Origin of the sequence: Nocardia neocaledoniensis, assembly GCF_029868625.1 — a bacterium.
GTDB lineage: Bacteria > Actinomycetota > Actinomycetes > Mycobacteriales > Mycobacteriaceae > Nocardia > Nocardia neocaledoniensis_A.
The window spans coordinates 1-24,420 of the sequence record NZ_JARWOJ010000118.1; the positions used below are offsets into that span (position 1 = coordinate 1).

The 24,420-nt window shown below is 67.9% G+C and carries 15 protein-coding genes; 5 read left to right on the forward strand and 10 right to left on the reverse strand.

Going from position 1 to position 24,420, the window contains the following annotated elements:
- Positions 1–281: hypothetical protein (locus tag QH270_RS07935; RefSeq protein WP_280339854.1), on the reverse strand; the 281-nt coding region annotated here is incomplete at its 3' end.
- A 109-nt stretch (positions 282–390) separates the two neighbouring features.
- On the opposite strand from QH270_RS07935, the gene QH270_RS07940 reads away from it, so the two are divergent.
- From QH270_RS07940 to QH270_RS07960, 5 genes are all read left to right on the forward strand, one after another.
- The gene (locus tag QH270_RS07940; protein ID WP_280339856.1) at positions 391–4,944 is read left to right on the forward strand and encodes a non-ribosomal peptide synthetase; all 4,554 of its coding nucleotides are present in this window, start codon (positions 391–393) and stop codon (positions 4,942–4,944) included.
- A 122-nt stretch (positions 4,945–5,066) separates the two neighbouring features.
- Positions 5,067–5,393: a VOC family protein gene (locus tag QH270_RS07945; RefSeq protein ID WP_280339858.1), complete on the forward strand. Its 327-nt coding sequence runs from the start codon at positions 5,067–5,069 to the stop codon at positions 5,391–5,393.
- A gap of 81 nt (positions 5,394–5,474) precedes the next feature.
- Complete coding sequence (locus tag QH270_RS34635; protein ID WP_280339860.1) at positions 5,475–6,728, forward strand: AraC family transcriptional regulator; 1,254 nt, start codon at positions 5,475–5,477, stop codon at positions 6,726–6,728.
- A gap of 24 nt (positions 6,729–6,752) precedes the next feature.
- Positions 6,753–7,961: an esterase/lipase family protein gene (locus QH270_RS07955; RefSeq protein ID WP_280339862.1), complete on the forward strand. Its 1,209-nt coding sequence runs from the start codon at positions 6,753–6,755 to the stop codon at positions 7,959–7,961.
- A gap of 220 nt (positions 7,962–8,181) precedes the next feature.
- Positions 8,182–9,297, forward strand: coding sequence for a Fic family protein (locus tag QH270_RS07960; RefSeq protein WP_280339863.1), 1,116 nt, complete (start codon positions 8,182–8,184; stop codon positions 9,295–9,297).
- A gap of 22 nt (positions 9,298–9,319) precedes the next feature.
- On the opposite strand, the gene QH270_RS07965 is transcribed toward QH270_RS07960, so the two are convergent.
- From QH270_RS07965 to QH270_RS08005, 9 genes are all read right to left on the reverse strand, one after another.
- Positions 9,320–9,769 carry a nuclear transport factor 2 family protein gene (locus tag QH270_RS07965; RefSeq protein ID WP_280339864.1) on the reverse strand — a complete coding sequence of 150 codons (450 nt, stop codon included), beginning with the start codon at positions 9,767–9,769 and terminating at the stop codon, positions 9,320–9,322.
- 1,110 nt (positions 9,770–10,879) lie between these two features.
- Positions 10,880–11,455 carry a hypothetical protein gene (locus tag QH270_RS07970; protein WP_280339865.1) on the reverse strand — a complete coding sequence of 192 codons (576 nt, stop codon included), beginning with the start codon at positions 11,453–11,455 and terminating at the stop codon, positions 10,880–10,882.
- Between the two features lie 48 nt (positions 11,456–11,503).
- Entirely contained in the window at positions 11,504–12,886 is a 1,383-nt protein-coding gene (locus QH270_RS07975) for an IS1380 family transposase (RefSeq protein WP_280339866.1), read from the reverse strand.
- An 89-nt stretch (positions 12,887–12,975) separates the two neighbouring features.
- Positions 12,976–18,975 carry a toxin glutamine deamidase domain-containing protein gene (locus QH270_RS07980; RefSeq protein ID WP_280339868.1) on the reverse strand — a complete coding sequence of 2,000 codons (6,000 nt, stop codon included), beginning with the start codon at positions 18,973–18,975 and terminating at the stop codon, positions 12,976–12,978.
- Positions 18,976–19,296 (reverse strand): WXG100 family type VII secretion target, encoded by a 321-nt coding sequence (locus tag QH270_RS07985; RefSeq protein ID WP_280339870.1) that lies wholly within the window; start codon positions 19,294–19,296, stop codon positions 18,976–18,978.
- Positions 19,293–19,799: a YbaB/EbfC family nucleoid-associated protein gene (locus QH270_RS07990; RefSeq protein WP_280339872.1), complete on the reverse strand. Its 507-nt coding sequence runs from the start codon at positions 19,797–19,799 to the stop codon at positions 19,293–19,295. The genes QH270_RS07985 and QH270_RS07990 overlap by 4 nt, the downstream gene beginning before the upstream one ends.
- 88 nt (positions 19,800–19,887) lie before the next feature.
- Positions 19,888–21,237, reverse strand: coding sequence for a SagB family peptide dehydrogenase (locus QH270_RS07995; protein WP_280339873.1), 1,350 nt, complete (start codon positions 21,235–21,237; stop codon positions 19,888–19,890).
- Positions 21,238–21,276: 39 nt separating this feature from the next.
- Entirely contained in the window at positions 21,277–22,254 is a 978-nt protein-coding gene (locus tag QH270_RS08000; RefSeq protein WP_280339874.1) for an ABC transporter substrate-binding protein, read from the reverse strand.
- 75 nt (positions 22,255–22,329) lie between these two features.
- Positions 22,330–24,312 (reverse strand): M13 family metallopeptidase, encoded by a 1,983-nt coding sequence (locus QH270_RS08005; RefSeq protein ID WP_280339875.1) that lies wholly within the window; start codon positions 24,310–24,312, stop codon positions 22,330–22,332.
- Between the last annotated feature and the right edge of the window lie 108 nt (positions 24,313–24,420).

Here is a 24,420-nt window from a genome sequence, read left to right on the forward strand (position 1 = left end):
CCGTCGGGTCGTGCGGACCGCCGTGCCGGACCGTCGGATCGTTGCCGGGCGGCACCGGTCGGGCGCCCGGACGCGGGCGGCCCTGGGGCGGCAGCGGAGGGCCACTGGGGCGGCCCGTCGGCGGCCCCCCGCGCCCCCCCCCCCCCCCCCCCCCCGCCCCCCCCGGCCCCCGCGGGGCCGCCCCCCCCCCCCCCCCCCCCCCCCCGCCCGCGGCCGCCGCCCCCCCCCCCCCCCCGCCGGGGGAGCAGGCGGAGACCGAAGAGCCCGAGCAGGTCTCGCACGCGCCGATGAGCGCGTCCGGCCTGGATTCGGATGCCCTGTCCGCGTTGACGGCCGCCTGGTCCGCACAGGAATGAACACCGCGACCAACCAGCTAGGAGAGGACGGAGCATGAGTGCGCCGCAGATCGAAGACGTACTCGCGCTGAGCCCGCTGCAGGAGGGACTGTTCTCGCTGTCGCGGCTCGCGGGCACCGAGATCGACCTCTACACCATGCAATTCGTGGTCGATATCGACGGCCCGCTCGACGTCGACCTGCTGCGCCGCAGCGCTCAGGCGATGCTCGACCGGCACCCGAATCTGCGAGCCGCGTTCTGGGATGCCGACGTGCCGAAGCCGGTCCAGATCATTCCGTCCAGGGCCGAACTGCCGTGGACCGAACGCGCCGCCGACTCCACCGAATTCGACGCGATCGCCGAGTCGGAGCGTCGCGTGCCGTTCGTGCTGAGCCGTGGGCCCGCGCTGCGGGTTCTCCTCCTCGACGTCACCGACGCGCCCGCCCCGCGCAAGCGGATGATCCTGACCGCGCACCACATCCTCATGGACGGCTGGGCGGTCGCGGTGTTCTTCACCGAACTGCTCGCCGCCTACCGGGCGGGCGGACGCCTCGACGGGCTGCCCGCTCCGCGGCCCTACCGGGACTACATCGGCTGGCTCGGTGCCCAGGACCACGACGCCGCGGCCCGCCGCTGGGCCGAGTACCTGCGGCCGGTCAGCGCGCCGCTGGTCCTCGCCGACGGCACGGGCTCGACCGGCTCCGCGGTGCCGGAGACCACGCGTCTTCGCCTGTCCGCCACCGAAACCGAACAGCTGCGGCAGTGGGCCCGCGCCAACGGCATGACGCTCAACACCGCCGTGCAGTTCGCCTGGACGCTGCTGCTCGGCCGGATCACCGATCGCCGCGACGTCGTCTACGGCACCACCATCTCCGGCCGCCCCGAGAAGCTCGCGGGGGTGGAGGGCATGGTCGGCCTGTTCATCAACACCGTCCCGGTCGTGCACCGTCTCGACCCCGCCGAGCCCGTCGTCGCGCAGTGCGCGCGCCTGCAACGCGATTCGTCCACCATGCGCGACATCGGCTACCTGAGCCTGTCGACACTGCAACGCGCCGCCGGGCACGGCGCCCTCTTCGACACCCTGTTCGTCTTCGAGAACGCGCCGATCGACGACGCCATCCAGACGGTCACCACGCCCGACGGCGCCCAGTTCCGGCCGATCGAGATGGAAAGCCTCGCCCACTATCCGCTCACCGTGGTCTCGCACCTGAGTGAGGGCGAGTTGCTCGTGCTCGTCGAGGCGCTCCCCGCGCTGCTGGGCCATCTCGACCCCGCCGACCTCGGACGACGCCTGGTGGGCATCCTGCGCGCGCTGCCCGCTCTCGACGCCGCCGCCGCCCTCGACGCGATCGACCTGCTCACCGCCGAGGAGCACGCCGAACTCCAGGCGGCGGCCACCGACATCGCCCCGGCGCCGACGGAAACCCCGTGGGAACTGTTCGCCGCCCAGGCCGCCGCGACCCCGGACACGATCGCCCTCACCACCACGGCCGGTGAAGTCCTCACCTACGGCGAGCTCCACGCCCGCGCCTGCCGACTGGCGGGGGAGTTCGCCGCGCACGGCGTCGGCCCGGAAACCGTTGTGGCCCTGATGCTCCCGCGCGGCACGGCGTCGGTCGTCACCATTCTGGCCACGTTCGCCGCCGGTGCCGCCTACGTCCCGGTCGACAGCACGCTGCCCGCCGAGCGCATCGCTTCGATTCTGCGCCAGTCCAATCCGACGCTGGTGGTCATCCTCGACGGAGACCGCGCCTCGCTCGCCGCCGCCAGGGCGGTGGAGGCCCGTCTCGCCGAGGCGTGCCCCGCGCTCGTGCTCGACGACCCCGCCGTGGTCGAACGCCTTGCCGCTCGCCCCGCGCAGGCCCCGATCGTGCGCCGCGAGCTCGAGCAGAGCGCTTACATCATCTTCACCTCCGGCTCCACCGGCGAACCGAAAGGCGTCGTCGGTACGAACGCCGCGCTGGCCGGGTACTTCGCCGATCACCTGGCACGCTTCTATCGCCCGGCGATGGCGAAACTCGGTCGCCCGCTGCGGATCGCGCACGCGTGGTCGCTCGGTTTCGACGCATCCTGGCAGCCCATGGTCGGTCTCTTCGCCGGCCAGGCCCTGCACCTGTTCGACGGCGACGAGATGCGCGACGCCCACCGAATCGTCTCGGGCATGGCCGAATTCGGCATCGACATGATCGACACGACGCCGTCCATGCTGGCGCAGCTGGCCGCGGCGGGCCTGCTCGACCGGGAACTCCCGGTGCTCGCGCTCGGCGGTGAGGCCATCGACACCGCGCTGTGGGCCCGCCTGCGCGCGCTGCCGGGGACCGCCGTCTACAACTGCTACGGCCCCACCGAGACCACGGTCGAAGCGGTCGTCGCGCCGGTCGCCACCTCGCCGGTCCCGACCATCGGCACCGCCAACGAGGGCATGGTCGGCTACGTCCTCGACTCCCGCCTGCGGCCCGTGCCGCCCGGCATCGTCGGCGAGCTCTACCTGTCCGGCGTGCAGCTGGCCCGCGGCTACCTCGGCAAACCCGCCATCACCGCCGACCGCTTCTGCGCCGACCCGCACCGCCCCGGCCATCGCATGTACCGCACCGGCGACCTCGTGCGCAGGCTCCCCGGTGGCCGTTTCGGCTACCTCGGCCGCGCCGACGCGCAGGTCAAGGTGCGCGGCTACCGCATCGAAGTCGGCGAGATCGAGACCGCGCTGCGCCGCTCCGCCGATATCGACACCGCCGCGGTGACCGTGGTGCGTCGCGCCGGTGGCGCCTCGCTGGTCGGCTTCGTCGTCGGCAAGGCGGAACGCGCGGTGGTCGTGAGCCGGCTACGCGCCGACCTGGCGCAGCGCCTGCCCGCGTACATGATTCCCGCGCGCATCGTCGTGCTCGACCAGCTGCCGGTGAACGTCAACGGCAAGCTGGACGGGCACGCCCTGCTCCGGCTCGCCGAGCAGACCCTCGCCGCGGCCGAGGGCAACGCCGCCGCCGAGACCCCGACCGAGATCGCGCTGAGCGAGGTCTTCGCCGAGTTGTTCGACGGTCGCGCCCCCGGTGTCGACGCCGACTTCTACGAACTCGGTGTCGACAGCATCGTCGCGATCTCGCTGGTCAACAAGGCGCGCCGCCGCGGCCTCGCGCTGAACCCGCGCATGGTGCTCGCCTGCCCCACGATTCGCGAACTCGCTGCCGCCGTCGACGAATCACCCGTCACCGCGACGAAATCCGAGGGCGACTACGGCGTGATCCCGCCGCTGCCGGTGGTCTCCTGGATGTACGAGTACGGCAACTACCGCCGCTTCACCCAGAGCGCCCTGCTGCGGCTCCCCGCCGGAATCGACTGTGCCGGACTGGAATCCACGCTCCAGGCCCTGCTGGACGCGCACGACACCCTGCGCGGCGTGCTCACCGACACGGCCGACGGGCCGCGCCTGGTGACCCGAGCACCCGGAATCGTGCGCGCCGCCGATCTGGTGCGCGAGGCGCCGCGCGGACTCAGCGGCACCGAACTCGACACGGCCATCACACGATTCGCGCGGATCGCCAACGACGACATCGATCCGCGCGCGGGCTCGATGGTCCGCGCGGTGTGGTTCGCCGACACGGACTCCGGTGACATCCTGCTGCTCGCGATCCATCACCTCGCGGTCGACGTCGTCTCCTGGCACATCATGATCGACGGCCTGGCCGCCGCCTGGCAGCAGATCCAGTCCGGGGTCACCCCGAAGATGCTGCCCGAGTTCACCTCGTACCGGCAGTGGTCGGAAGCCATGTGGCAGCGCGCGAACGAGCCCGAAGTGCTCGCCCAGCGCGACTATTGGGCCGCCCAGGTCGGCGCGCCCGACGCCGCGCTCGGGTCGCGACACCCCGCACCGGCCACCGACACCTGGGCCGGTTTGCGCGTCAGCTCGGTCGTCACCCCGGTCGCGCTGACCGAACGGCTGCTCCACCGCCTCGGCAAGGACGAGGGCGTGCGCGAACTCCTGCTCACCGCCCTCACCATGACCATGGCCTCGGTGCACGCCGACAACGGAAACGATCCTGCCGCAGGCGCTTTGATCGCACTCGAAGGTCACGGCCGCGCCGATGCCGACCTCGGCACCGACACCGCCAACACCCTCGGCTGGTTCACCAGCGTCTTCCCGGTCCGCCTCGGCGTCGGCGCCGACTCGGTGGACGTCGCCGGCGCCGAGGCGAAGCCGGCTGCCGCGCGTGCGTTGCTCGACAGTGTGTCGGCCCATCTGCGCGAGATCCCGAACCAGGGCCTTGATTACGGTCTGCTGCGCTACGTCGACCGGGTGACCGAACTGCGTGCCGCCGAACCCCAGGTCGAGTTCAACTACCTGGGCCGCATCGACCTCTCCGGCACCGAAGGCGACCCGTGGTCGCTGCTGGTCGGTCCCCGCAACGAGGCCCTGCCGCTCGACCCCGAACCCGACCTGCCGCTCCGGTACGCGCTCGACGTCATCGCCGGCATCGGCACCACCCCCGACGGCCCGGCCCTGACCACCAACTTCCGCTGGAGCACCGCCCTGTTCACCGAGCAGCAGGCGGAGCGCCTCGCGGACCTGTGGACCACGGCGCTCACCGCCCTCGCCGCCGCGATCGAGCACTGAACAGGGCCGAACGCGGGTGGTCCGACCGCCCGCGTTCGGCGCCGTCGGTGATTACGCTGACCCGTGGAACATCGTCAGATCTCCGCCCGAGCCAGTCCGCTGTCTTTCGGAAGGACGTACAGATGAGCCCCACCGTCGGCGCGGTCGTCATCCCGGTCACCGACCTGGACGCCGCCAAGAAGATCTACACCGCCCTCTACGGCGAACCCCACACCGACCAGCCCTACTACGTCGGCTTCAACGTCAACGGCTTCGAGATCAGCCTCAACCCCCAGGGCGAAGGCGGACCGGTCGCCATGACCGACGTCGACGACCTCGACGCCACCCGCTCCGCCCTGCTCGCCGCGGGCGCCACCGAACAGTCCGCCCCACGCACCGTGGCCCCCGACGTCCGCGTCTGCGTCCTGGCCGACAAGGACGGCAACCCGTTCGGCCTGCGCGGAAACTAGCGGCCCGATCGAATCGGTCCGCCATGATCGGGTGCGGCCGGTCCTCCTTCCGTCAAGGTTGATCCCGGAAGGAGGACCACCGTGATCTCGGCACTCAATCGCCTCGTCGACCTCGTCGAACAGCACCTCACCGCGGAACTCGACGTCGACGCGCTGGCCAGGGAACTCGGCACGACCGAATACCACCTGCGCCGGATGTTCTCGTCGCTGGCGGCGATGCCGCTGTCGGACTATGTGCGCCGGCGCCGGATGACCGTCGCCGCCGCCGACGTCGTCCGCGGCACCGAGGACCTGCTCGGCATCGCCGTCCGATACGGCTACGGCTCGACCGAGGCGTTCGGCCGGGCGTTCCGCGCGGTCCACGGCGCCGGACCCGGCGAGGTCCGGCGCGACGGAGGTCCCCTTCGCACACAACCACAGCTCAGGTTCCGCCTGACCGTCGAAGGGAGCGACCCCATGGATACCCGCATCATCGACCGCCCCGCGTTCCGTCTCCTCGGGCACGCGGCCCGCGTCCCGCTCGTCCACGAGGGCGTGAACCCACACATCCAGCGGCACATCACCGCCCTACCGCCGGAGGAACACGACCGATTGAAGGCTCTGGCCACGACCGAACCGCCCGGTCTGCTCCAGATCTGCGCCGACGTCGACCCCGACGGCGCCGAGGGCAGCGAACTGACCTACCTGCACGGAGTCGCCGTCGACCCGACCACACCCGTCCCCGGCGACCTCGACCGGATCGAGGTGCCAGCGGGCCGCAGGGCGGGCATACCCGCCCCCCCCCCCCACCCCCCCCCCCCCCGCCCCCCCCCCCGGCATCGTGGCGCCGGGGGCCGTCTGGGGGGTCTCCCCCCCCCCCGCCCCCCACCCCCGAACCCTCCAGCACACCTGGTCGGCGACCGCCACCGAGTGGTTCCCCGCCAATCCCTGGCGCCTTCGCCCCGGCCCCTCCATCGTCACCATCCTCGACCACGCACCGGACTTCGCCACCGCCACCTGCGAACTCTGGCTTCCCGTCGAACCGGCCTGACACAGCCCGGCAACCGGTCGCACGCACGGTCGGCGGTCGTGCGTGCGGCCCCGAGCGCGGGCTGTCGTGCGTTCGACGCGGCCGCGGAAACGAATCCGCTGTGCACTTTCACAGCGAATTCGGCAATTCCATATTGCCGACAACTGCCGAGCGAATTCCCGCGAATGAATCGTTCGCTACTTTTCCTGTGTCCGGCCATGGGCCCTGGTCAGGACCTTGGTGAGGTCTACAAGACTGCGCGGCAAGAGAATTCGCCGCCGATTTTCCCGACTTATCGTCGGTGCGGCTCACGGGTCGATTCGTGAACCGCATGCGAAAGGCAGAATTGTATGACCATATCCCGTGGCCGCACCCGCTCGGTGTGTGCGGCGATACTCACGGGCGTCAGCGCACTCGCTGTCGCCCTCACCGGAGCAGGGGCGGCGGCGGACCCGCAGGCTGCGCCAACGGAACAGGCACTCGCCGACATGATCCGCGCGGGCCGCCAGGTCGCCGCGGGCACCGACGGCGGACTCGGCGGCACCGGCTCGGCGTGCACGTCGGGCAGTGGCGCGGGCTCCGGCAACGGATCGGGTGACTGCTACGGCGGTTCCGGCTCCAGCTCGGGCTCCTCCGGCGGCTACGCCTCCGATCCGGGCGCCCCCGGCCCCGCGTCGACCTCGTTCCTCGCCGCGTTCGGCTACGGCCTGCTCAACAACGACGCCGCGGCGCCCGGCACCAACGACTGGAACTGCAAGCCGACCGCCGAGCATCCCCGCCCGGTGGTGCTGCTGCACGGCACCTGGATGAACGCCTACAACGGCTACGCCTACATGGGCCAGCCGATCAAGGACGCGGGCTTCTGCACGTTCACCTTCAACTACGGCCGTTCCAACATGCTCGAAGGTGGCGGCCTCGGCTCGTTCATCCCCGGCGTCATGGGCACCGGCTACATCCAGGACTCGGCCAAGCAGACCGCGGCCTTCGTCGATCGCGTGCTCGCGGCGACCGGTGCCGAGGAAGTCGACATCATCGCCCACTCGCAGGGCGGTTCGATGGCCAACTGGTACACCAAGTTCGAGGGCGGCGCGGCGAAGGTGAAGAACCTCATCACCTACGGCGCGACCCACCACGGCACCAGCCTCGACGGCATCGGCGCCCTCGGCCGCGCGATCAACAACCTGGGTATCGACATCCTGGGCCCGATCGAGATCTTCGTCGGCCACGCGGGCATCCAGCAGACCGTCGGCTCCGACTTCGTCAACCAGCTCAACGCCAACGGTGACACCGTCCCCGGCGTCGACTACACCGTCGTCGGCACCCGCTACGACGAGGTCACCAACCCCTACGAGCTGACCTTCCTGGACCAGGGCCCCGGCGCCACCGTCAACAACATCACCCTCCAGGACGGCTGCGAACAGGACGTCTCCGACCACCTGACGATCATGTACTCCCCGCGCGCCCTCTCCATCGCCCTGCGCGCCCTCGACCCCATCCAAAACCCCAGCCTCACCTGCACTTTCAACCCCTGGCTGATCGGCGGAGGTGGTTCGCTGTAACCAACCGGGCGGGGTCGACACCCCCGCCCGACCCGAACGAGGGGTAGCCGCGGTTGGCCGGCTACCCCTCTTCGACTGCCTCGAGCTCGAGCATCCGGTTTCGTTGATCCGCGATAGTCCTGCGCACGCTCCAGATGAGCTCGATGTAACTCATCTGCGTTGCGGTGCATCACCACTTATTCGACGCAAAATATGCGGAGAATAAGCGTAGAATCGCTGCATGGCACACCGATCGCGTCCGTACATCTGGGAGGATCCCGCTTGGCCCGCCCTCCGGTACGACGCCGCGGCGTTGACCGGTGCGATCGGGGCGGTCGCGCACGCGCAAGGGCGACTGCTGGGCAGGCTCATCGACACACAGGAGGACGTCCAGGATCAAGCCGGTCTCGCCGCCCTGACCGCCGACGTGGTGAAGACCAGCGAGATCGAAGGCGAACTGCTCGATGTCGCGTCGGTCAGGTCGTCGATCGCTCGCAAGCTCGGGGTCGATATCGGAGCCACGGTGCCCGCCGATCGGCGAGTCGACGGGGTTGTCGACATGATTCTCGACGCGACGGTGAATCGCGATCTGCCAGTCACCGAGGAGCGATTGTTCGGCTGGCACGCGGGCCTGTTTCCCACAGGATATTCCGGCATCTCGCGAGTGCGGATCGGAGGTTGGCGTACCGACGAGACCGGTCCGATGGAGGTTGTCTCCGGACCCTACGGTCGGCAGCGCGTCCATTTCGAGGCGCCACCCGCGGTTCGGCTCGACACCGAGATGGGCAGGTTGCTCGAATGGTTCGATGCCGAGACGACGGAATCCACGATCGTGAAGGCCGGTCTGGCGCATCTGTGGTTCGTGACCATCCACCCCTTCGACGACGGAAACGGCCGAATCGCACGGGCTCTGGGCGACTTGGCATTGGCTCGCGCCGACGGTAGTTCGCGACGGTTCTACAGTGTGTCGGCACAGATACAGCGAGATCGCAACGCGTACTACGACATTCTCGAGCGCACCCAGAAAGGAACTCTCGACGTCACCGAGTGGTTGCGATGGTTCCTGCGCACCGTGCATCGCGCCATCGCCTTGGCCGATGAGAACGTCGACGCGGTGCTACAGAAGACTCGATTCTGGCGACGGTGGGACAACACCGCGCTGAACACCCGCCAGATCACCATGCTCAACCGACTGCTCGACGGGTTCGAAGGAAAACTGACCACCCGGAAATGGGCGATCATCACCAAAAGCTCCCAGGACACCGCCCTGCGAGACATCACCGAACTGATCGACCTCGGTGCGCTGAGACGATCGGACTCCGGCGGCCGGAGCACTTCCTACGATCTCGTCCTCTGACGCCCCTCGACGGGCCCGCGAACTATCTAGTAGTCGACGATGGTGTGAACAGGTCGCGAGTTCCGAGCTCGGCTGTCACCTCTTGGCGCCAGTCGTGAATGCGCCAACCACACGCGGTGCGGGTGACAAGCGCGTGGTACCACCCGAAGATCTCGTAGGTCAGGTCGCTGTGCTCACCCGCACCGAGATGGTGCACACGGAGTTTGACCGACAGGGTGGCGGCGTCGCCATCGACGGTGACGCACGGATTGCTCAACAGATGTTGGCTCGGCCCACAAGGCTCGAGGAATGTCCGGATCATGCCGACAACCTGCTCGCGGCCGCTCAGGTCGTATTCGCCCGCGTAGTTCGCTGTCATGTCCGGGGTGAACACGGAATCCAGCGCCGCCCAATCACGACGATCGAGCGCGTCCGCATAGGCGTAGGTCAGGTCGATGATGTCGGACTTGTCAGCAATGCTGTTGGTAGACATAGAAGAGCGACTGTAGATCTGTCACCTCGCGCGACAAGGCCTGACGTCCCGCCCACCGGGAAAACCCGACCGCCGGTTCTAGGTAGGGAAGGCTGTCCCCAGTCTTGTTCCCTCGCGTGAAGCCCCATAGGCCGTGCAGGTGGACCTGCTACGCCCAGGGTGGGTCCGGCGGAGAGTGATACTCGACTGTCACGTCATCGACCCGAACTCCCTGTCGGGCAAGACTGTCGACAACTTGCGCCGTGAAACGCCGCGCCGGGCGATAGTGGCTACTGTGATCGCTCACGAGGAGAACATGCCCGGCCGAGGCCTGAATTTCTCCTGCTCCCGCAACCGGTGACCCCGCACGATCGTCGAGTACAGAGAAACTGGTTCCCATTGCTATCGAATTGGAACGGGCGCTTTAGCTGGGCCGGCGCCGCATCCCAGGTCAGCGACAGTCGCGCGACAGGTCGCATCCCCGGAAACTTCACCAGGTGGTCTTCGGGTAAGTCGACAAACGGGCAGTATCGGCCACGGCCGAATCGAATCCAGGCGATCGATCACGCGCCTCATGAACTCACGCAACTCGTCGTCCTCGGACTGGCGCATCGGGACCAGGTCGGCAGCTCCGCGCCCCGACGGGACCTTCCGCGAGCGAAGTCGAACGCCTCCCCCGGCGTTAGGGTCGCCAGCGTCTTGGTCTTCTCCTGAATCCTGTCCGAGACTTGTATCGTCACGGCGCTCGCGCGCGGGCCGTCTACCCTCGGCGATCCGCCAGCATGCGCACTGCGAGTGCAATCGTGTCGGCATCGGGCAGCGAAGCGTAATATTCGCACGACTCGATATATGTCAGAAACTCGGCCTCAGGCGCAATTCCGTAATGCTCCAGATAGTAGCGGGTTGCGCCCGTCCAGATCCATTGCCCATCTGTCCTGAACGTGCGAGGTACCTTATTGCCGCGACTGGGATCGACCTGATCCCTTGATCGTCCGTTCGCGGCACGTATCAGCCCTCCGCCGCTTAGAAACGACAGGATTCTCTCTTTCTCTGCTGGATCGGAAACTCTCTTCCGCGACTCGTACCGTGGCCTCCCGTCAGTATCGATGCCATCGAATAGTCGAGATATTCTCACGATCCGCTCCCTCCTTGCTCGTTCTCGGGTTCGAAAAGAATCCAATCGCCATCCGGTGGATCTTTTGCGTCGACCTCGCCGGTATCCGGATCGGTGACTTCGGTCGCCACGACCACGACCCCGTCCTCGTCGGTCCAGGCGATCTCGTTCGGGGCCCACACCGGCACCCCCAACTCGTTGGCCAACTGTTGGGCAAAGGGGTCGGATCCTTGGCCGGTCTCGCAGGACAGTAGTCGGACAGAGCGGTTTTGCCACTGCGGATCCGCTCTGATGAGCGCCGCCAGGTCTCGCGGCGAGAGTTCATCGTCGCCGATGAACACGGCCTCGGGATCCCCGTGCATGTCGATGGTGTAGAAGTTCGGAAGGGCCTCGACCCATTGTGCGTATTCGCGCATTTCGGTGTCCGCCGCCTCGTAGTAAGACCTTCCGGCCGGCGTGCTTTCCCCTAGCCTCAATCTTTCGCCAGGCCGGCGGCCTCGCCTGATCGGTTTCGGAATTGGTTGAAAACTGCTGATCAGCAGTTTTCGGGCAACCAGTAGTGCCCCGGTCAGCGGGTTGGCTGCCGGGTCCACGGGTCCGGAGATGGTCCTTTCAGGGGTTGTAGGGATGGTTCGTGCTGGTCAGTCAGGTTTCAACCGCCCCAGCGCGGTGGTCAACAGCTCGGCATGTGGTGCGTGAGCCGCTAGCCGTAGATGGGTTCGGCGTGCGTGACGGGCGAGTCTGGCTGGTAGCGAAAACAGGTGTAGGCGTAGCGTTTTCGGTTCCCACCTGCGTGCCCGATGATCGTGGAGTCCGATGGTTTGCAGCCACGCGGTCAGGTCCAACGCGAGTTCGACCAATGCCAGCCAGATCTGGTTGGAGGCAAAGGATTTGAAGGGCAGGTTACGGGCACCGGTATCTTTCGCTGACCGGATACGGTCTTCGCAACGAGCCCGACGCCGGTGACGTAATTCCAGGTCAGGGAGCTGACCGCGCGTGGTATTGGTGACGAACGCGGTCAACCGCAACCCGTCGACGTCGGTGAACCGCAACTGTGCACCGGGGTGCGGGCGTTCTTTCCGCACGACCAGTCGCATGCCTGTGGGCCAACCCGACAGGTCTGCCAGGCCGGTGATCTCGGCGACCCATGCTCCTTTGCGGACGCCGCCATCGGTGTCGTAGGCCGGGGTCCACACGGTCTTGGGAATCTTGTCGATCGCGTCGACGAGGGTGTCGGTCAGGGTGAACCCGAGCGAATACTGCAGGTGCCGGGCGGTGCAGTAGTTCACGAACTCGTGGGTGCCGCCACCGGCGTCGGTGCGGACCAACACTTTTCGCCCGACTCGGTAGCCGGGCCGTGACGGTAGCTGGTTCAAGGCTTGCGCGAGGACCGTTTTGTGGTCTGCGGCAGTGTTGGCCCCTGCGTTGCCTGGGCGGAGCAGCATCGCGGCGGGTTCACCGGTCCCGGCGGGGCCGTGGTCGAAGAACGCGAGCAAAGGGTGGAACCCGAAGCCTTTCTTGTAGGTCGGGGCGGCGTTCTGCTTGTCCGAATGCGCGGTCAGCAGGGTCGCGTCCAGGTCGATGACCAGCGGATGAGCCTCATCGATGTCGTGATCGGGAGCGTTGGCCCCTGCTGTTTTCCACGCGGTCGCGCGAGCATCAGCGCGAGCGGAAGCGATAGCCTTCAACGCTTTCGGTGCGTCAGCGGCCAACACCGCGATCAGCCGTGACACGGTCGGGTCCGACGCGACAGATCCGAAAACACCTGGCTCGCAGCGCAATACCGTTAGGTCTGAGGCGCAGTCACCGCCGATCGCGATCGATACCGCCAGGTCCAGCATGATCTTGCCGGGATCGTGGCAGGTCGAAGGCTTACGCCATGGCGTGAACTCCTCGCTCAACGCCCGGTCCAGTCCGACCGCTGACGCGGTCGCGAGCAGCGCGATCGCGCCGGCGTGGGACACGACACCGGTTCCCTGGCGGTCAACTTTCAGCGACGGGTACCACGACGTAGACTGCCTCACCAGAAGGGTGCTCCAGAACTCGATAGTTTCTTCCCTAGACAAGAAGAATTATCGCAGGTCAGAGCACCTTTCGCCATTTCTGGTGCAGGTCAGACCCTATTTTCATGGCTGGTCGAGGCTAGATCGAAGAAACTCTGCAGGTGAGGCGGAAGAGCGGTTGCGGCTGCAATGGGAAGCGGTTGGGTCGGTGTGTCGTCCGCAGGCGGAATTTCGGGTGGAGTCCCCACTGCGGTGGTGTCGTCCGGCGAGGGCAGGTCGCCCGGAGGCAGGGAAGGATGCGTTCTGCCTCTCTGTGGACGAGCAGTACCACCAGCAGCGTCCCGGTTTCGGGCATCGGGATCCGCTAATCCTCGATCGTCCCGGCTGCCGGCCAGCTCTGGTCGCGACTGCTGAGCCACTTCGCCTTCGAGATCACCAGTGAGTCCATCGGGCCGCGCCGGTCGCGTTTCAGGGTCTGTTTGTCGAAGGTCAGGGGGTAAGACTGCGGGAGTTCCGCCGTGTTCTCCAGCGACGTCACGGTGACCTGGTATGTGACCGTGGTCGGGCTCTCGCTCGTACGGCGAAATGTCGCTCGGTGCCGTCGCGGGTAGATCTGGCGTCCTTGGATCGACTTGCTCTCGTCGATCGCCCGATCGTACTTCTCGCCGATCGTCATGGGGTGCAGGCTCCCGTGTACCGTCACCACCCCGGTCTGTTTGTTCACCACGTAGCTGGTCTGGCCCAAGGCCTGGCCCGCTGCGATCTCGTTCGGACTCAGATGTGGTCGGCACACCCACCCGTGCCGGAACTCCGTCAGTGTGAAGGTTTGTGTCGGAAAGGCTTCCGCCAGGTAGTCCCGCACTTGTTCCGTGGTGAGTAGCGGTGGGACCGGCATTGGCTGCTCCTTGGGGGCCGACGGGCATCGACCACAATTCGACCGATGCCCCGGTCAGATCGGCTGGTGGCGAGTCAGAGAAGGTGGATTGCTGAGGATCCCACCATACGGGCCCGGCCGCACCGTGCGGGAAGACGACGACGGTGGCGTGGGCACCCTCCACCTGGGGTGTTCCGTCGGCGTTGTACTGGAACTGCCCCGTGTTCTGGTCGAACGCATGCCAGCTGTTGATCACCAGTGCCGCGGAGCCGGGACCCATGTTCGCGATCTGGTCGTGTAGAGCCTGAAATTGTTCGGCGATCGGCAGACTCGCGTCGTATTGCCAAGCGCCGCCGAGCCATGCCGCCGCCCGGGCGGGCCCGTCGACCTCGCCGCTCCGAGTGTCGAGTGAACCGTCTGGCATCAGGTCGGGCCACCGCGGCGCGCCGACCTCTGGCCTGCCGAAGAATGAGGACAGCGCGGCCAGAGATCCGTCGAGGCAGTTGTTGCTGCGCCCGCGCTGGGACGGCCCACCGTCGTTGATCAACTCACCGTAGTCATTGGTACGCGGATCCGCGCCGACCACGAAACTGTTGCCATCGCGCAACGCGTCTTCGACGTCGTGCTGGTACTGGACCTGCTCGATGGCGTCGAGCAGATTCGCGCCCTCGACTCTGGTATCGGGCAACCCATCGAGGTGAGCGGGGGTGTTGGCGCGGGCGATGTTGTTGCTCAGTTCGCGGACATCGTTGTCGTCCAGTGCGTCTCCGGTATCGGCCAGCCCGAGCTGCTGCCTGATCTGTGCGGTGAGGACGTCGATCTCGGCGCCGAGGTCCACGTGGCCTGGCGTGGACGGATCGAGATCGAAAATGATGTCGGCGCCGCTGGGGTCGGTGACTGGGACCAGATCGACCATCATCCAGTCGCCGGACAGCAATTGAGTTCCGCTGTTGCAATGCAGGTCGACGGCGAGCTGCGCTCGCTCGAGCAGAGCGGCAACGGCTGCTGGATCGAGACCGGCCGCGCCGGCGACGGACACACCGATCCGTAGTACGGAGACCGGGGATCCCAGTGCCGCGGTGTACCGACCCCAGGTGAAACGTCGGCTGCCACTGTCATCGGTGACTGGCTGCACTCCGCCGTCCGGCTGCTGGTTGCGCAGACTTTCACGGGCTGCACGCGATTGGTGTGCGTGGTGTATCTGCTGCGGTGTCGGTGTTACCGCTGACGGTGTGGGTGACGGGGAGGTGACATCGGTCGGATGTGCCGGGGTGCCGCCGTTGCTCGGATCACCGGGAATCGGGACGGCAGCATGGCCCACTTGCTTCGCCGCAGCATGGGTGGTGTGGCCGGGAGCTTCGCCCTCAGGGGAGGACGTGACCGAGCTGCCGGTTACTCCTCGAACGTCCCCTCCGTCGGCCAGATCCCCGTGTTCTTGCTCTGCGTCGATGCCCACGATGTCGCGACCGCCGAGATGCGGTCCGTCGGGCGATGCCGGATCGGATTCTTGGTGATCTCGACTTCCCGGATGATCGCCGGTTCGGTCGGTTTGTCCAGAAAGGTCAGGCGAATCCGGTAGATGATCGTGCTCGGGTCCTCGAAGATCCTGGTGAGTTCGATCCGGCGTTGTGCCGGATGGACCTGGTAGCCCTGGGGCGGCAGGCCGGCTTCCGTCGTCGTGTCGAACTCCTCCCCGATCACCGGCATCGCCATGCTTGAGTGCGCCGTGATCACTCCCGTATGTTTGTTGATCACGTAATTGCCCAGGCCCATTCCCCACTGGGCTTGCTCCTCCGGGGACAGCATCTGCTGGCACACCCAGCCGTGACGGCTCTCCAGGATGCTGAACTCCAGGTTCTGCCCGAACACTCGGGCCAGCAATTGTCTGGCCTGTTCCCGGGTGGGTACTGGTTCCGCCACTGACGGGTCCTCCGTTCGCGTCGATCGGGATACATTCCATGGACGCCGCGTTGTTCGTCAGCGACGGGGGTGGGGCATCGAACGTTTCCCCGGACTGCGGGTCCCACCAGACCGGCCCGGTGGCGCCCAGCGGGAAGACCACCACGGTGGCATGGCCACCACGAAACACCGGCGTGCCATCCGCGTTGTAGAGCTTGTTGCCGTTCACATCCCTGGCATGCCACATGGTCCCGACCATCGCGGCGGAACCGGGTCCCAGACTCGCGATGTAATTGTGCAGGGCTTGGTACTGATCGGGCAGCGACATTCCGGAGTACGACCCCCAGTCGGCGCCCAGCCACGCGCTGGCGCGCTCGCGTCCGCCCCACTCGCCGGAAGCGTTGTCCCGCTGACCATTCGGCAACTGGTCCGGCCATCGCGGCGCGGAAACCCGTGGGATGCCGAAGAACGACGACAACGCGGAAATGGAGCAGTCCACGCAATTGTTACTTCTGCCGGGAACACTTCGACCGCCGTCGTTGACCGATTCACCGTACGGGTGCGTGCGTGGGTCCGCACTGCGGACGAAACTGTTGCCGGACCGGAGCGAATCCTCGACAGCGGTCTGGAAGTCGGGATCTTCGACGTCGTCGAGCCGCCGATGATCGACGACCCTGGTGTTCGCCGGATCGCCGAAGCGCGCGGGAGTGTTTGCGCGGGCTACGTCGTTGCTGATCTCGCGTAGATCATCCGGGCTCAGCTGACTGTCCGGCTGCGCGGGAAACAAGCCCATGTGCTCACGCAGAGCGTTGGCGGTCGTGTTCGTCGGCTGGCTGGGGTCGAGGATCGTGTCCGCGGTTGTCGGATCAGTGGTGAATTCGACGTCGACCAAGAGGCGGTCCCCGCTGCCGAGCAGGCGGGAACCGTTGTTGAAGGTCGGGTCGACCGTCGCCTGGATGCGCTCCATCGCCTGGTTCAGCTCGGCCGGTGACATCAAGTGGGCGTTGGGAATATGGGCGCGGATGGTCGCGACGGCGACCCACTGATTGCCGCCCAGGTGAAAGCGCCGAATTCGGTAGGCAGGTGGACGTTGCAGGAACGGGCTTCGATTGGCGTCGACCGCGGTGGTGCGGCCGTCTTGGGATGGCAGATTTCGGAGCGACTCGCGGAGGCTGCGGGCTTGGTTGTGGACAGCTGGATTCGAGGGCGGCGCCGGGTTGGTCGTGGTCGGCGTAGGGTTCGGCCCGAACGGGTTTGTGTTCGGGGTCGGGGGTGGTGTGGGAGTAGTTCCCATCTCGTGTGATGGCGCGCGAGTGGACGGTGCCTGCGGTGGAGTTTCGACCGGCGGCGCATTCGTGGCGGGTGTAGCCGTGGTGGGAGACGTCGTGGCTGGCGTGGGCGCGTTGCCGTTTCGGCCCTGAGCGGCGGCTACCGGTGGAGTGCTCGGCTGCGGTGTCGCGGCGGGAGTCACGGTCGGCGGGGTGACATTGGTTGCGGGTGTCGTGGGTGCGGGGATGGGATTGCTTGTGGGCTGTGTGGTGGACGGCGCGAGAGTGGTTGGAGCCGTGGCGGTGTCGGCGGCAGCCGGTCGCGTGCCGGTGTCGGTGGCGGCCTGCGCCGGTGTGGTGACGGCGGAGGTGCTGAGAGTCGCCGGACCTGAATTGGGTTGCGGGGATAGCGGAGTCGTCGTCGCGGGTGTGTCCGGCTGGGTCGGTGCGGACGTCTCGGTGGGAAGAGAGGTCTGGGCCGGGAGATCCAGTGGGGGAGTGGCGGTCAGGGTGTCGGGAGACGTGGGACTGCTCGGCCCCGCAGCCGCCGGTGGTGCATCCGTGGTGGGTTGATCGAGACCGTTGTCCGGGGTGGCCGGGTTGTCGGTCGAGGGTTCGGACGTGTCCGGCTGGTCGTTGTTCGGGGTGACAGGTGACGTATCGGTCTGCGGTGCCGTCTGGTTCGGCCCGCTGTCGTCGACAGACGACAGGTCGGTCGGCGAGGGGTTCTCAGGTGCTGTATCGGGGGTGGAGTCCGGCGCGGACTCGGTATTGCCTGCGTCGAGCGGACTCGAATTGTTGTGCGCTCCTTGGTCTCCGGCATCCGTGGCGGTGCCCGATCCCGGCTCGGCTGTCGTGTTCGGCGCGGGGTGGCCCGAGTCTCCCACGTCCGCCGCCGTCGGCGAGTCGGCCGATGCGGGCGCTGTGGCGGCGGAATCCGGGTTCGACGCGGGTGCGGTGGCCACTGGTTCACCGGTCGATGCCGGAGTCGTTGACGCCGGGTCGCTGGTCGACGCGGGTGTTGTGTCGCCAGCCGATGCCGGAGCGGTGGAGTCGCCGACCGCGGGTGCCGCGGCGGCAGGCGCGGTGGCTCCGGGAACCTCGGTGCCGAGTTCCGGCACGGTGGGCGCCTGCGCGGGTGACGATCCGCCGGACTCGATCGCGGACTGCACACCACCCGCGCCGGCGCTGGTGAACGTCTCCACCCCGATATCGAGGTTGAATTCGCGGCCGAGGAAAGCGGCGCCGACGCCGGCGGCGGCGACCTGGGCGGAGACATCGGCACCGAGTTCGGTGACCGCGCCGCCGACGATCTTGCCGGTCACCTTGCCGACGGTCGAGCCGGCGGTGTCGGCCAATGCGCCTGTGCCACCGCCCAATACACCGCCGACGGCCCCACCGACCGCACCGCCGAAGGTGGCGAGTCCGAGGTCGGTCCAACCGAACTTGTCGGAGGTGCGGTCGCCGTTGGAGACCTGGATCATGCGGGCGGCCAGGTCGACGCCACCCTCTTCGAGCGCCTCGAAAGCGGCGCCGCGCAACGCGAGGCGGGCGGCGGCTTTGGCCGCGCCGCGGGAGAGCATGCGGGCGATGAGCTGTTTGATCGCGATCCGAATCGCGATCTGCCCGGCGACCCGGGCGGCGACTCCGGCGACGGCTCCGACGCCGGTCCACGATGTCGCGAGCGCGACGGCCAGCTCGGCCGCGGTCACGATCATCGTGCCGATGATCACCAGTTTGGTGTGCTCGATGTCGTTGGCACCGTCGTCGAGCAGTTCGGCTTGTTTCTCGCACCAGGTGCGAACGGCGGTGACGGTGGCCTGGTCCCCGGCGAGGAACTTGTCGCGGAAAGTCGCGATGGCGGTATGGGTCTCGCCTTCGGAGATCGCGGTGAGGGCGGCGTTCAACGCCACGGCCGCGTGATCGTCCACGGTGTTCAGCGTGTTCGCCATCGCCGTCCACCCGTCGGCGACGCGACGCATGGCGGTTTCGTCGCCGTCGGGCCAGTCGCCTGCGCCGAGTAGATATTGCGCGACCCATTGCAGCTCGCCGGGGATCTCGATGCCCATTTACAGGGTGCCCTCGACCTGCGCGATCTGTCCGGCATGGCCGGTGTCCTGGGCTTGCAGCGCGTTGGCGACCGTCACCATGTTCTCGCCGAGCTGGGTCATGGTCGTGGCCAGTCCGGTGACGGCCTTCTGTCCGGGTTCCACACCGGGGGTGTAGTTCTTGGCGAAGGCGGCGCCGATCTCGTCCCCGCCCCAGCATTCGCCCTCGGCGGCGATCACCGCGGCCAGCTGCTGGGCCGCGGTGGTGATGGTGGACGCCACCGCGGCGAACGCGGGCTGGGTGTTGCGGAGTCCGTCGGGATCGACCTCGACAGTGGTCACCGCAGGTAGCTCCGGTTGCGGAAGTAGTCGCCCTCTTCGTCGTCGGAATCTTCGACGAGACCGCGCGGCGCCTCGGCCACCGGGTCCGGGGTCGGCGGAGGTGGCGGGGTCAATCGGGCGATCAGGTCCTTCATGCTCGGCACACCGGGGATCAGGTCGGGGAGATCGGGCACGTCAGCGGTGAGCGGGGCGAGGGCCTCCTGCTGGGCGAGGGCGGCTCGCGCGGCCAGTTCGGTGATCGCCGCGGTGACAGATCGGCCGAGGGAATCGGGCGTGGACCTCTTGAACGCGTCCGGTTCGATATGAACCTCGGAAACCCCGGCGACAGTGCCGGACACGCGGACCAGGCCATCGGCCGACCACACCGTCACGAGCTCGGTGGCGCGCGCCTGGGCCTCGATCAAGGCCGACTTCTCGGCGTCGAAGGACTCCAGCATGCCGTCGATCTGCGCCCGCAACGCGGCATTGGCGGCCCGCGTCGGCGCCGACCAGTCCTCGGTCATGGAGTCCTCGATCCGATAGGAAGCACGTCAAAGGTATTGGACGCGCGAAACCCACCGGCGGTTGCATCGATGTGACAGGTGTCACCCGTCAGGCGGGGCGCGACCCCACGATGATGCTGCCCACGTTGCATTCCTCCAGCTCGTCGATGCCGGTGGCGGCGGCGAAGGCGGAGGTGTCGCTGAACCCCTGGGCGACGACGCCGAGGCACATGGCGGTGGCGGCCAGGTAGACGGTCTGCATGAACACGCCGACATGCTTGAGGATGTTGGCGTAGGCGACCTGCTCGTAGCTCCACATGACCCGACCGGCGCGGGCCGAGACCAGCAGCAGGACCTGCGGTTCCGCGCCGCCGGCCAGCGTCGCCGAGGTGGACTTCAGCAGTTTCCGCACGGCGGGGGAGTCGGCGGGGGCGACCGGGCGCAGGGCGTGCTCGGTCGAATCGTAGTGGTACATGCCGTTTTCCAGCCCGGGCACATCGCGGAGCACCGGGTACACCTCGAGCTCGTAGGCGCCGCCGCCGGACGGGTACGGGCGCGAGCCGTCCTCGCGGGTGCGAGCGCTGCGGAACAGCAACTCGCCCAGCTGGTCCGCGGTGATGGGGGCCGCGTCGTCGAAAGCGCGGGTCGAGACGCGATCCTCGAGGGCGGCGGTCAGCGTGGGATCGGCGGCGCGCAGGTCGGCCAGCTCGGGGCGGGCCAGCGCGATCGGGTCGGCGGCGAACGGCGCGCGACGGGCGGGCAGTTCGGGGAAACGGCCCTCGGCCCAGCGGGTCGGGCCGAAGTCGTCCCAGGTCACCGTGCGGGCGCCGAGGGTGCTGCGGCGATGGAACCACAGGTCGGCGGGGTTCCAGGAGCGGGTGGTGAACTCGTGCTCCTCCTCGTCGCCGTCGATCAGGAAGCCGCACCACTGCAGATCGGACATGAACTGCGACTTCACCGCCGCGGGCACCGGCGAGTCGGCCGCCATCGGGCCGTCGAGCAGTGCCAGCAGCCGCGGATCGTGGACGCGCAGATCGCACCACGCCCGCGGATGCTCGAGCACGAAACCCTGGGAATCACGGTGCAGCACCGCGAACTTCGACAGCGTCGCCGACCAGGTCGGCAGCGGCGCCTCCGGGCGCGGCGCGGGCTCGGCGAAGGGGCGGATGCTGTAGAGGTCGCGGCCGCCGTCGCGCACGGTGACCGCCAGCCAGCCGCCGTCGGTGAGCTTGCGCATGAGGCCGGTGATGTCGTCACCGGCCGCCGCGGTCGCCATCTCCGCGGCCGTGGCCGGACCTTGGTTGAGGGTCTTGAGCGCCTGCAGCGCGCCCGCGCCCAGGCCCGTCAGCTTCACGTTGCGCGGCGGGTTCAGCAGCACCGCACCGGCGGGTGTGGTGAGGCAGGTGACCCCGGCGCGCAGCGCGAATCGGGTCTGGGCGGGGTACGCGGAGGCGAGCACAGCGGGTTCCTTGCGGGTCGAACGTGGTTGGGGACGAGTCTATTTCGCCGCCGCGGCGAAGGCGGGCGCCAGCTTGTCGAGGATGTAGGGCACCGACAGCGCCGAGGGCTGGTTGACCGCGCTGATCTCTTGCGTGGTCAGGAACACCACCGAACCCTTACGCACGGAGGGCAGGTCGCTGTAGCCGGGCAGCTGACGGTACTTCTCGTCGAGGCCGGGCGAGTACCCGGCCAGCAGCAGGTCGGCGGTCAGTTCGTCGACGCGCTCCGGCGACAGCGCCAGGCGGCCCTGGTTGGCCGGCTGTGAGGTCAGGTTCGCCGGGATGGTCATGCCGAGCTGGCCGAAGACCTTGGCCGAGCCGTCGTTGGGATCGGTCAGCACCATCAACTGCGCCGGGCTGGCCAGCCAGGTGCTGGCGAAGGTCTTGCCCTTCAGTCCGGGATTCGCGGTGGTGATCTCGGTGATCTTGTCGTCGACCTTCTTGATCACCGCGCTCGCGTCGGACTCCTTGTCGAGCACCTTGCCCAGCGCGGTCACCTGGTCCTGCCACGGGGTGACCGCGTCCTTGGTCAGCGCGGGCAGCGTCGGCGCGATCTTGGACAGATCGTCGTAGGTCTTCTGGTCGGCGATGAACGGATCGGCCAGGATCAGATCCGGCTCCAGCCCGGCGACCTGCTCGGCGATGCTGCCGGTGGTGTTGAGCGCGGTGGCCGATTTCAGGCTCTCCGGCTGCCACGGCGGGGTGCTCTTGGACACCGCCGACACATTGTCGATGTAGCCGACGGGGACGACACCGAGCGCCAGCGACGTATCCAGCCACTGGTTGCCGAGCGCGACGATCTTCTTCGGCGTGCCGTTGACCGTGGTCTCGCCGCGTGCGTGGGTGATCGTCACCGGCTCGCCCGAGCCCTCGGCGTCGTCGGTGGAACCGCAGGCCGCGACGCCGAAGGCGAGCGCACCGGCGAGCGCGGCCACCGCCGCGCGCCGCCAGCCGCGCGTAGTCCGAACAGACGTCATCGTGATCCTCCTGAGCTGAATCCAGCGTAAGTCAGCCTAGGCTAACCTACGTGGGCTTCGAGGAGAATCGATCCCCTAGAGCGAGACCCGCTGATCCTGCGGCAGGAAGAGTTTGTCGCTCTCCTTCACCTCGAAGGTCGTGTAGAACTCGCCGATGTTACGGACCACCTGGTTGCAGCGGAACTCGTTGGGGGAGTGCGTGTCCTGGAGGCCCTGCAGGGTCGCCTCCTCGGTCTGCTTGTCGCGCCACTGCCGGGCCCAGGAGAAGAACATCGTCCGGAAATCCGGTTGCACGCCGGCGCGCTGGGCGAACTTCTGATACGCGGCCAGCGCGATCTGCAGGCCGCGCAGATCGGCCAGGTTCTCGCCGACGGTGAGCGGGCCGTTCACGTGCTGCCCCTCGGGCGCGCCCTCCGGGACCAGCACGTCGTACTGCTCGATGATCTGCTGGGTCTTGGCGTCGAAGGCCGCGCGGTCCTCCGGCGTCCACCAGTCGCGGCGGTTGCCGTCACCGTCGTACTTGGAGCCCTGGTCGTCGAAGCCGTGCCCGATCTCGTGCCCGATCGTCGAGCCCACCGCGCCGTAGTTGACCGCGTCCTGGGCGTCCTTGTCGAAGAACGGCGGCTGCAGGTAGGCGGCGGGGAAGACGATCTGATTGGTGGTGGGGCTGTAGTAGGCGTTCACCGTCTGCGGCGACATGCTCCACTCCGCCTTGTCCACCTCGGTGCCGAGCCGGGCGAAGGCACGTTTGGTCTCGAAAGCGTTGATGGCGAGCAGGGATTCGATCAACCGGCCGCGGGTGATCCGCACCGACGAGTAGTCGACCCACTTGTCGGGGTAGCCGATCTGGGCAACGATCTTGTCCAGCTTGGCGATCGAGGCCTCGCGGGTCGGCTGCGACATCCAGCTGGAATTGGTGAAGTTGTCGCGGTACGCGGCGCGCAGGTCGTCGACCATCTCGAGCGCGCGTTCCTTCGCGGCGGGCGGGAAGTGCTTGTCCACGTACAGCTTTCCCAGCGGTTCGCCGAGATTGTCGTCGACGACGCCCACCGCCGAGCGCCACATCTCCGGCTTCTCCTCCAGACCGCTGAGCACCCGGCCGACGAACTCGAAGCGCGCGTCGGCGATCGCCTTGGGCAGGAAGCGGGCGTAGGTGTTGGCGATCTGCAGCTTGAGGTAGTCACGCCACTGCGCGATGTCGACCTCGCTCCACAGCTGCGCCGCCGCGGTGACGAACGAGGGCTGACCGACCACCATCTTGTCGAACAGGGACTTGGGCCGGTCGGTCATCCCGGCCAGCCACGGGTCCCAGTCGAACTGCGGGCCGAGCGCGGTGAGTTCCTGCCAGCTCATCAGGTTGTAGGTGGCGTCGGTGTTGCGGGTGCGCACGCTGTCCCAGTGCGCCGCCGCGATCCGCTTCTCCAGGTCGACGGTGCGCTGGGCGATCCCGGCGGGGTCGGGCAGGTTCAGGCCCTTGGCCAGCTGCTCGAGGTAGGTCTGGTACCCGGCCAGCTGCGCGGCGAACTCGGGCTTGCGGTAGTACTGCTCGCCGAGGGTGAGCCCGGACTGGCTGACGCTGGGGATATAGGCCTTGGAGTTCTTGCGGTCGATGCCGATGCCCATGCCGATCAGCCCGGCGATCGGCGCCTCGGCCATCACCTTGGCCAGCTCGGGCTTGCCCGCGGCCTTGTCGATCGCGGCGAACAAGCCTTCCAGCGGGGTGATCCCGAGGCGCTCGATCTCGTCGAGATCCAGGCGCGCGTCGTAGAGATCCTTGATCTGCTGCGCCTCGGACCCCGGCTCGGGATCGGAGATGCCCTCGATGATGGCGCGCAGCTGTTCCAGGGTGCGGTCGTTGGCGTCGGTGATCGCGCCGACCGAGGCCTTGTCCGGCGGCAGCTGGTAGTCGCGCAGCCACGCGCCGTTGACGTGGCGGTACAAGTCGTCCTGCGGACGGATCGCCGGGTCGCCACCACTCAGATCGACGCCGGTGAGCCGCACCTCGGGGGTGTCGGAGGAACACGAGGCCAGCGCGGCCGCGACCGGCACCAAACCCATGGCGACCAGAAAAGCGCGGCGGTCCAAGACCGACGGACGACCCGACGATGTCACTAGGTTCCTTCCCCGATGCGGCAGCCGCACCCCTGCTCGTTGCGATCCAGCTCG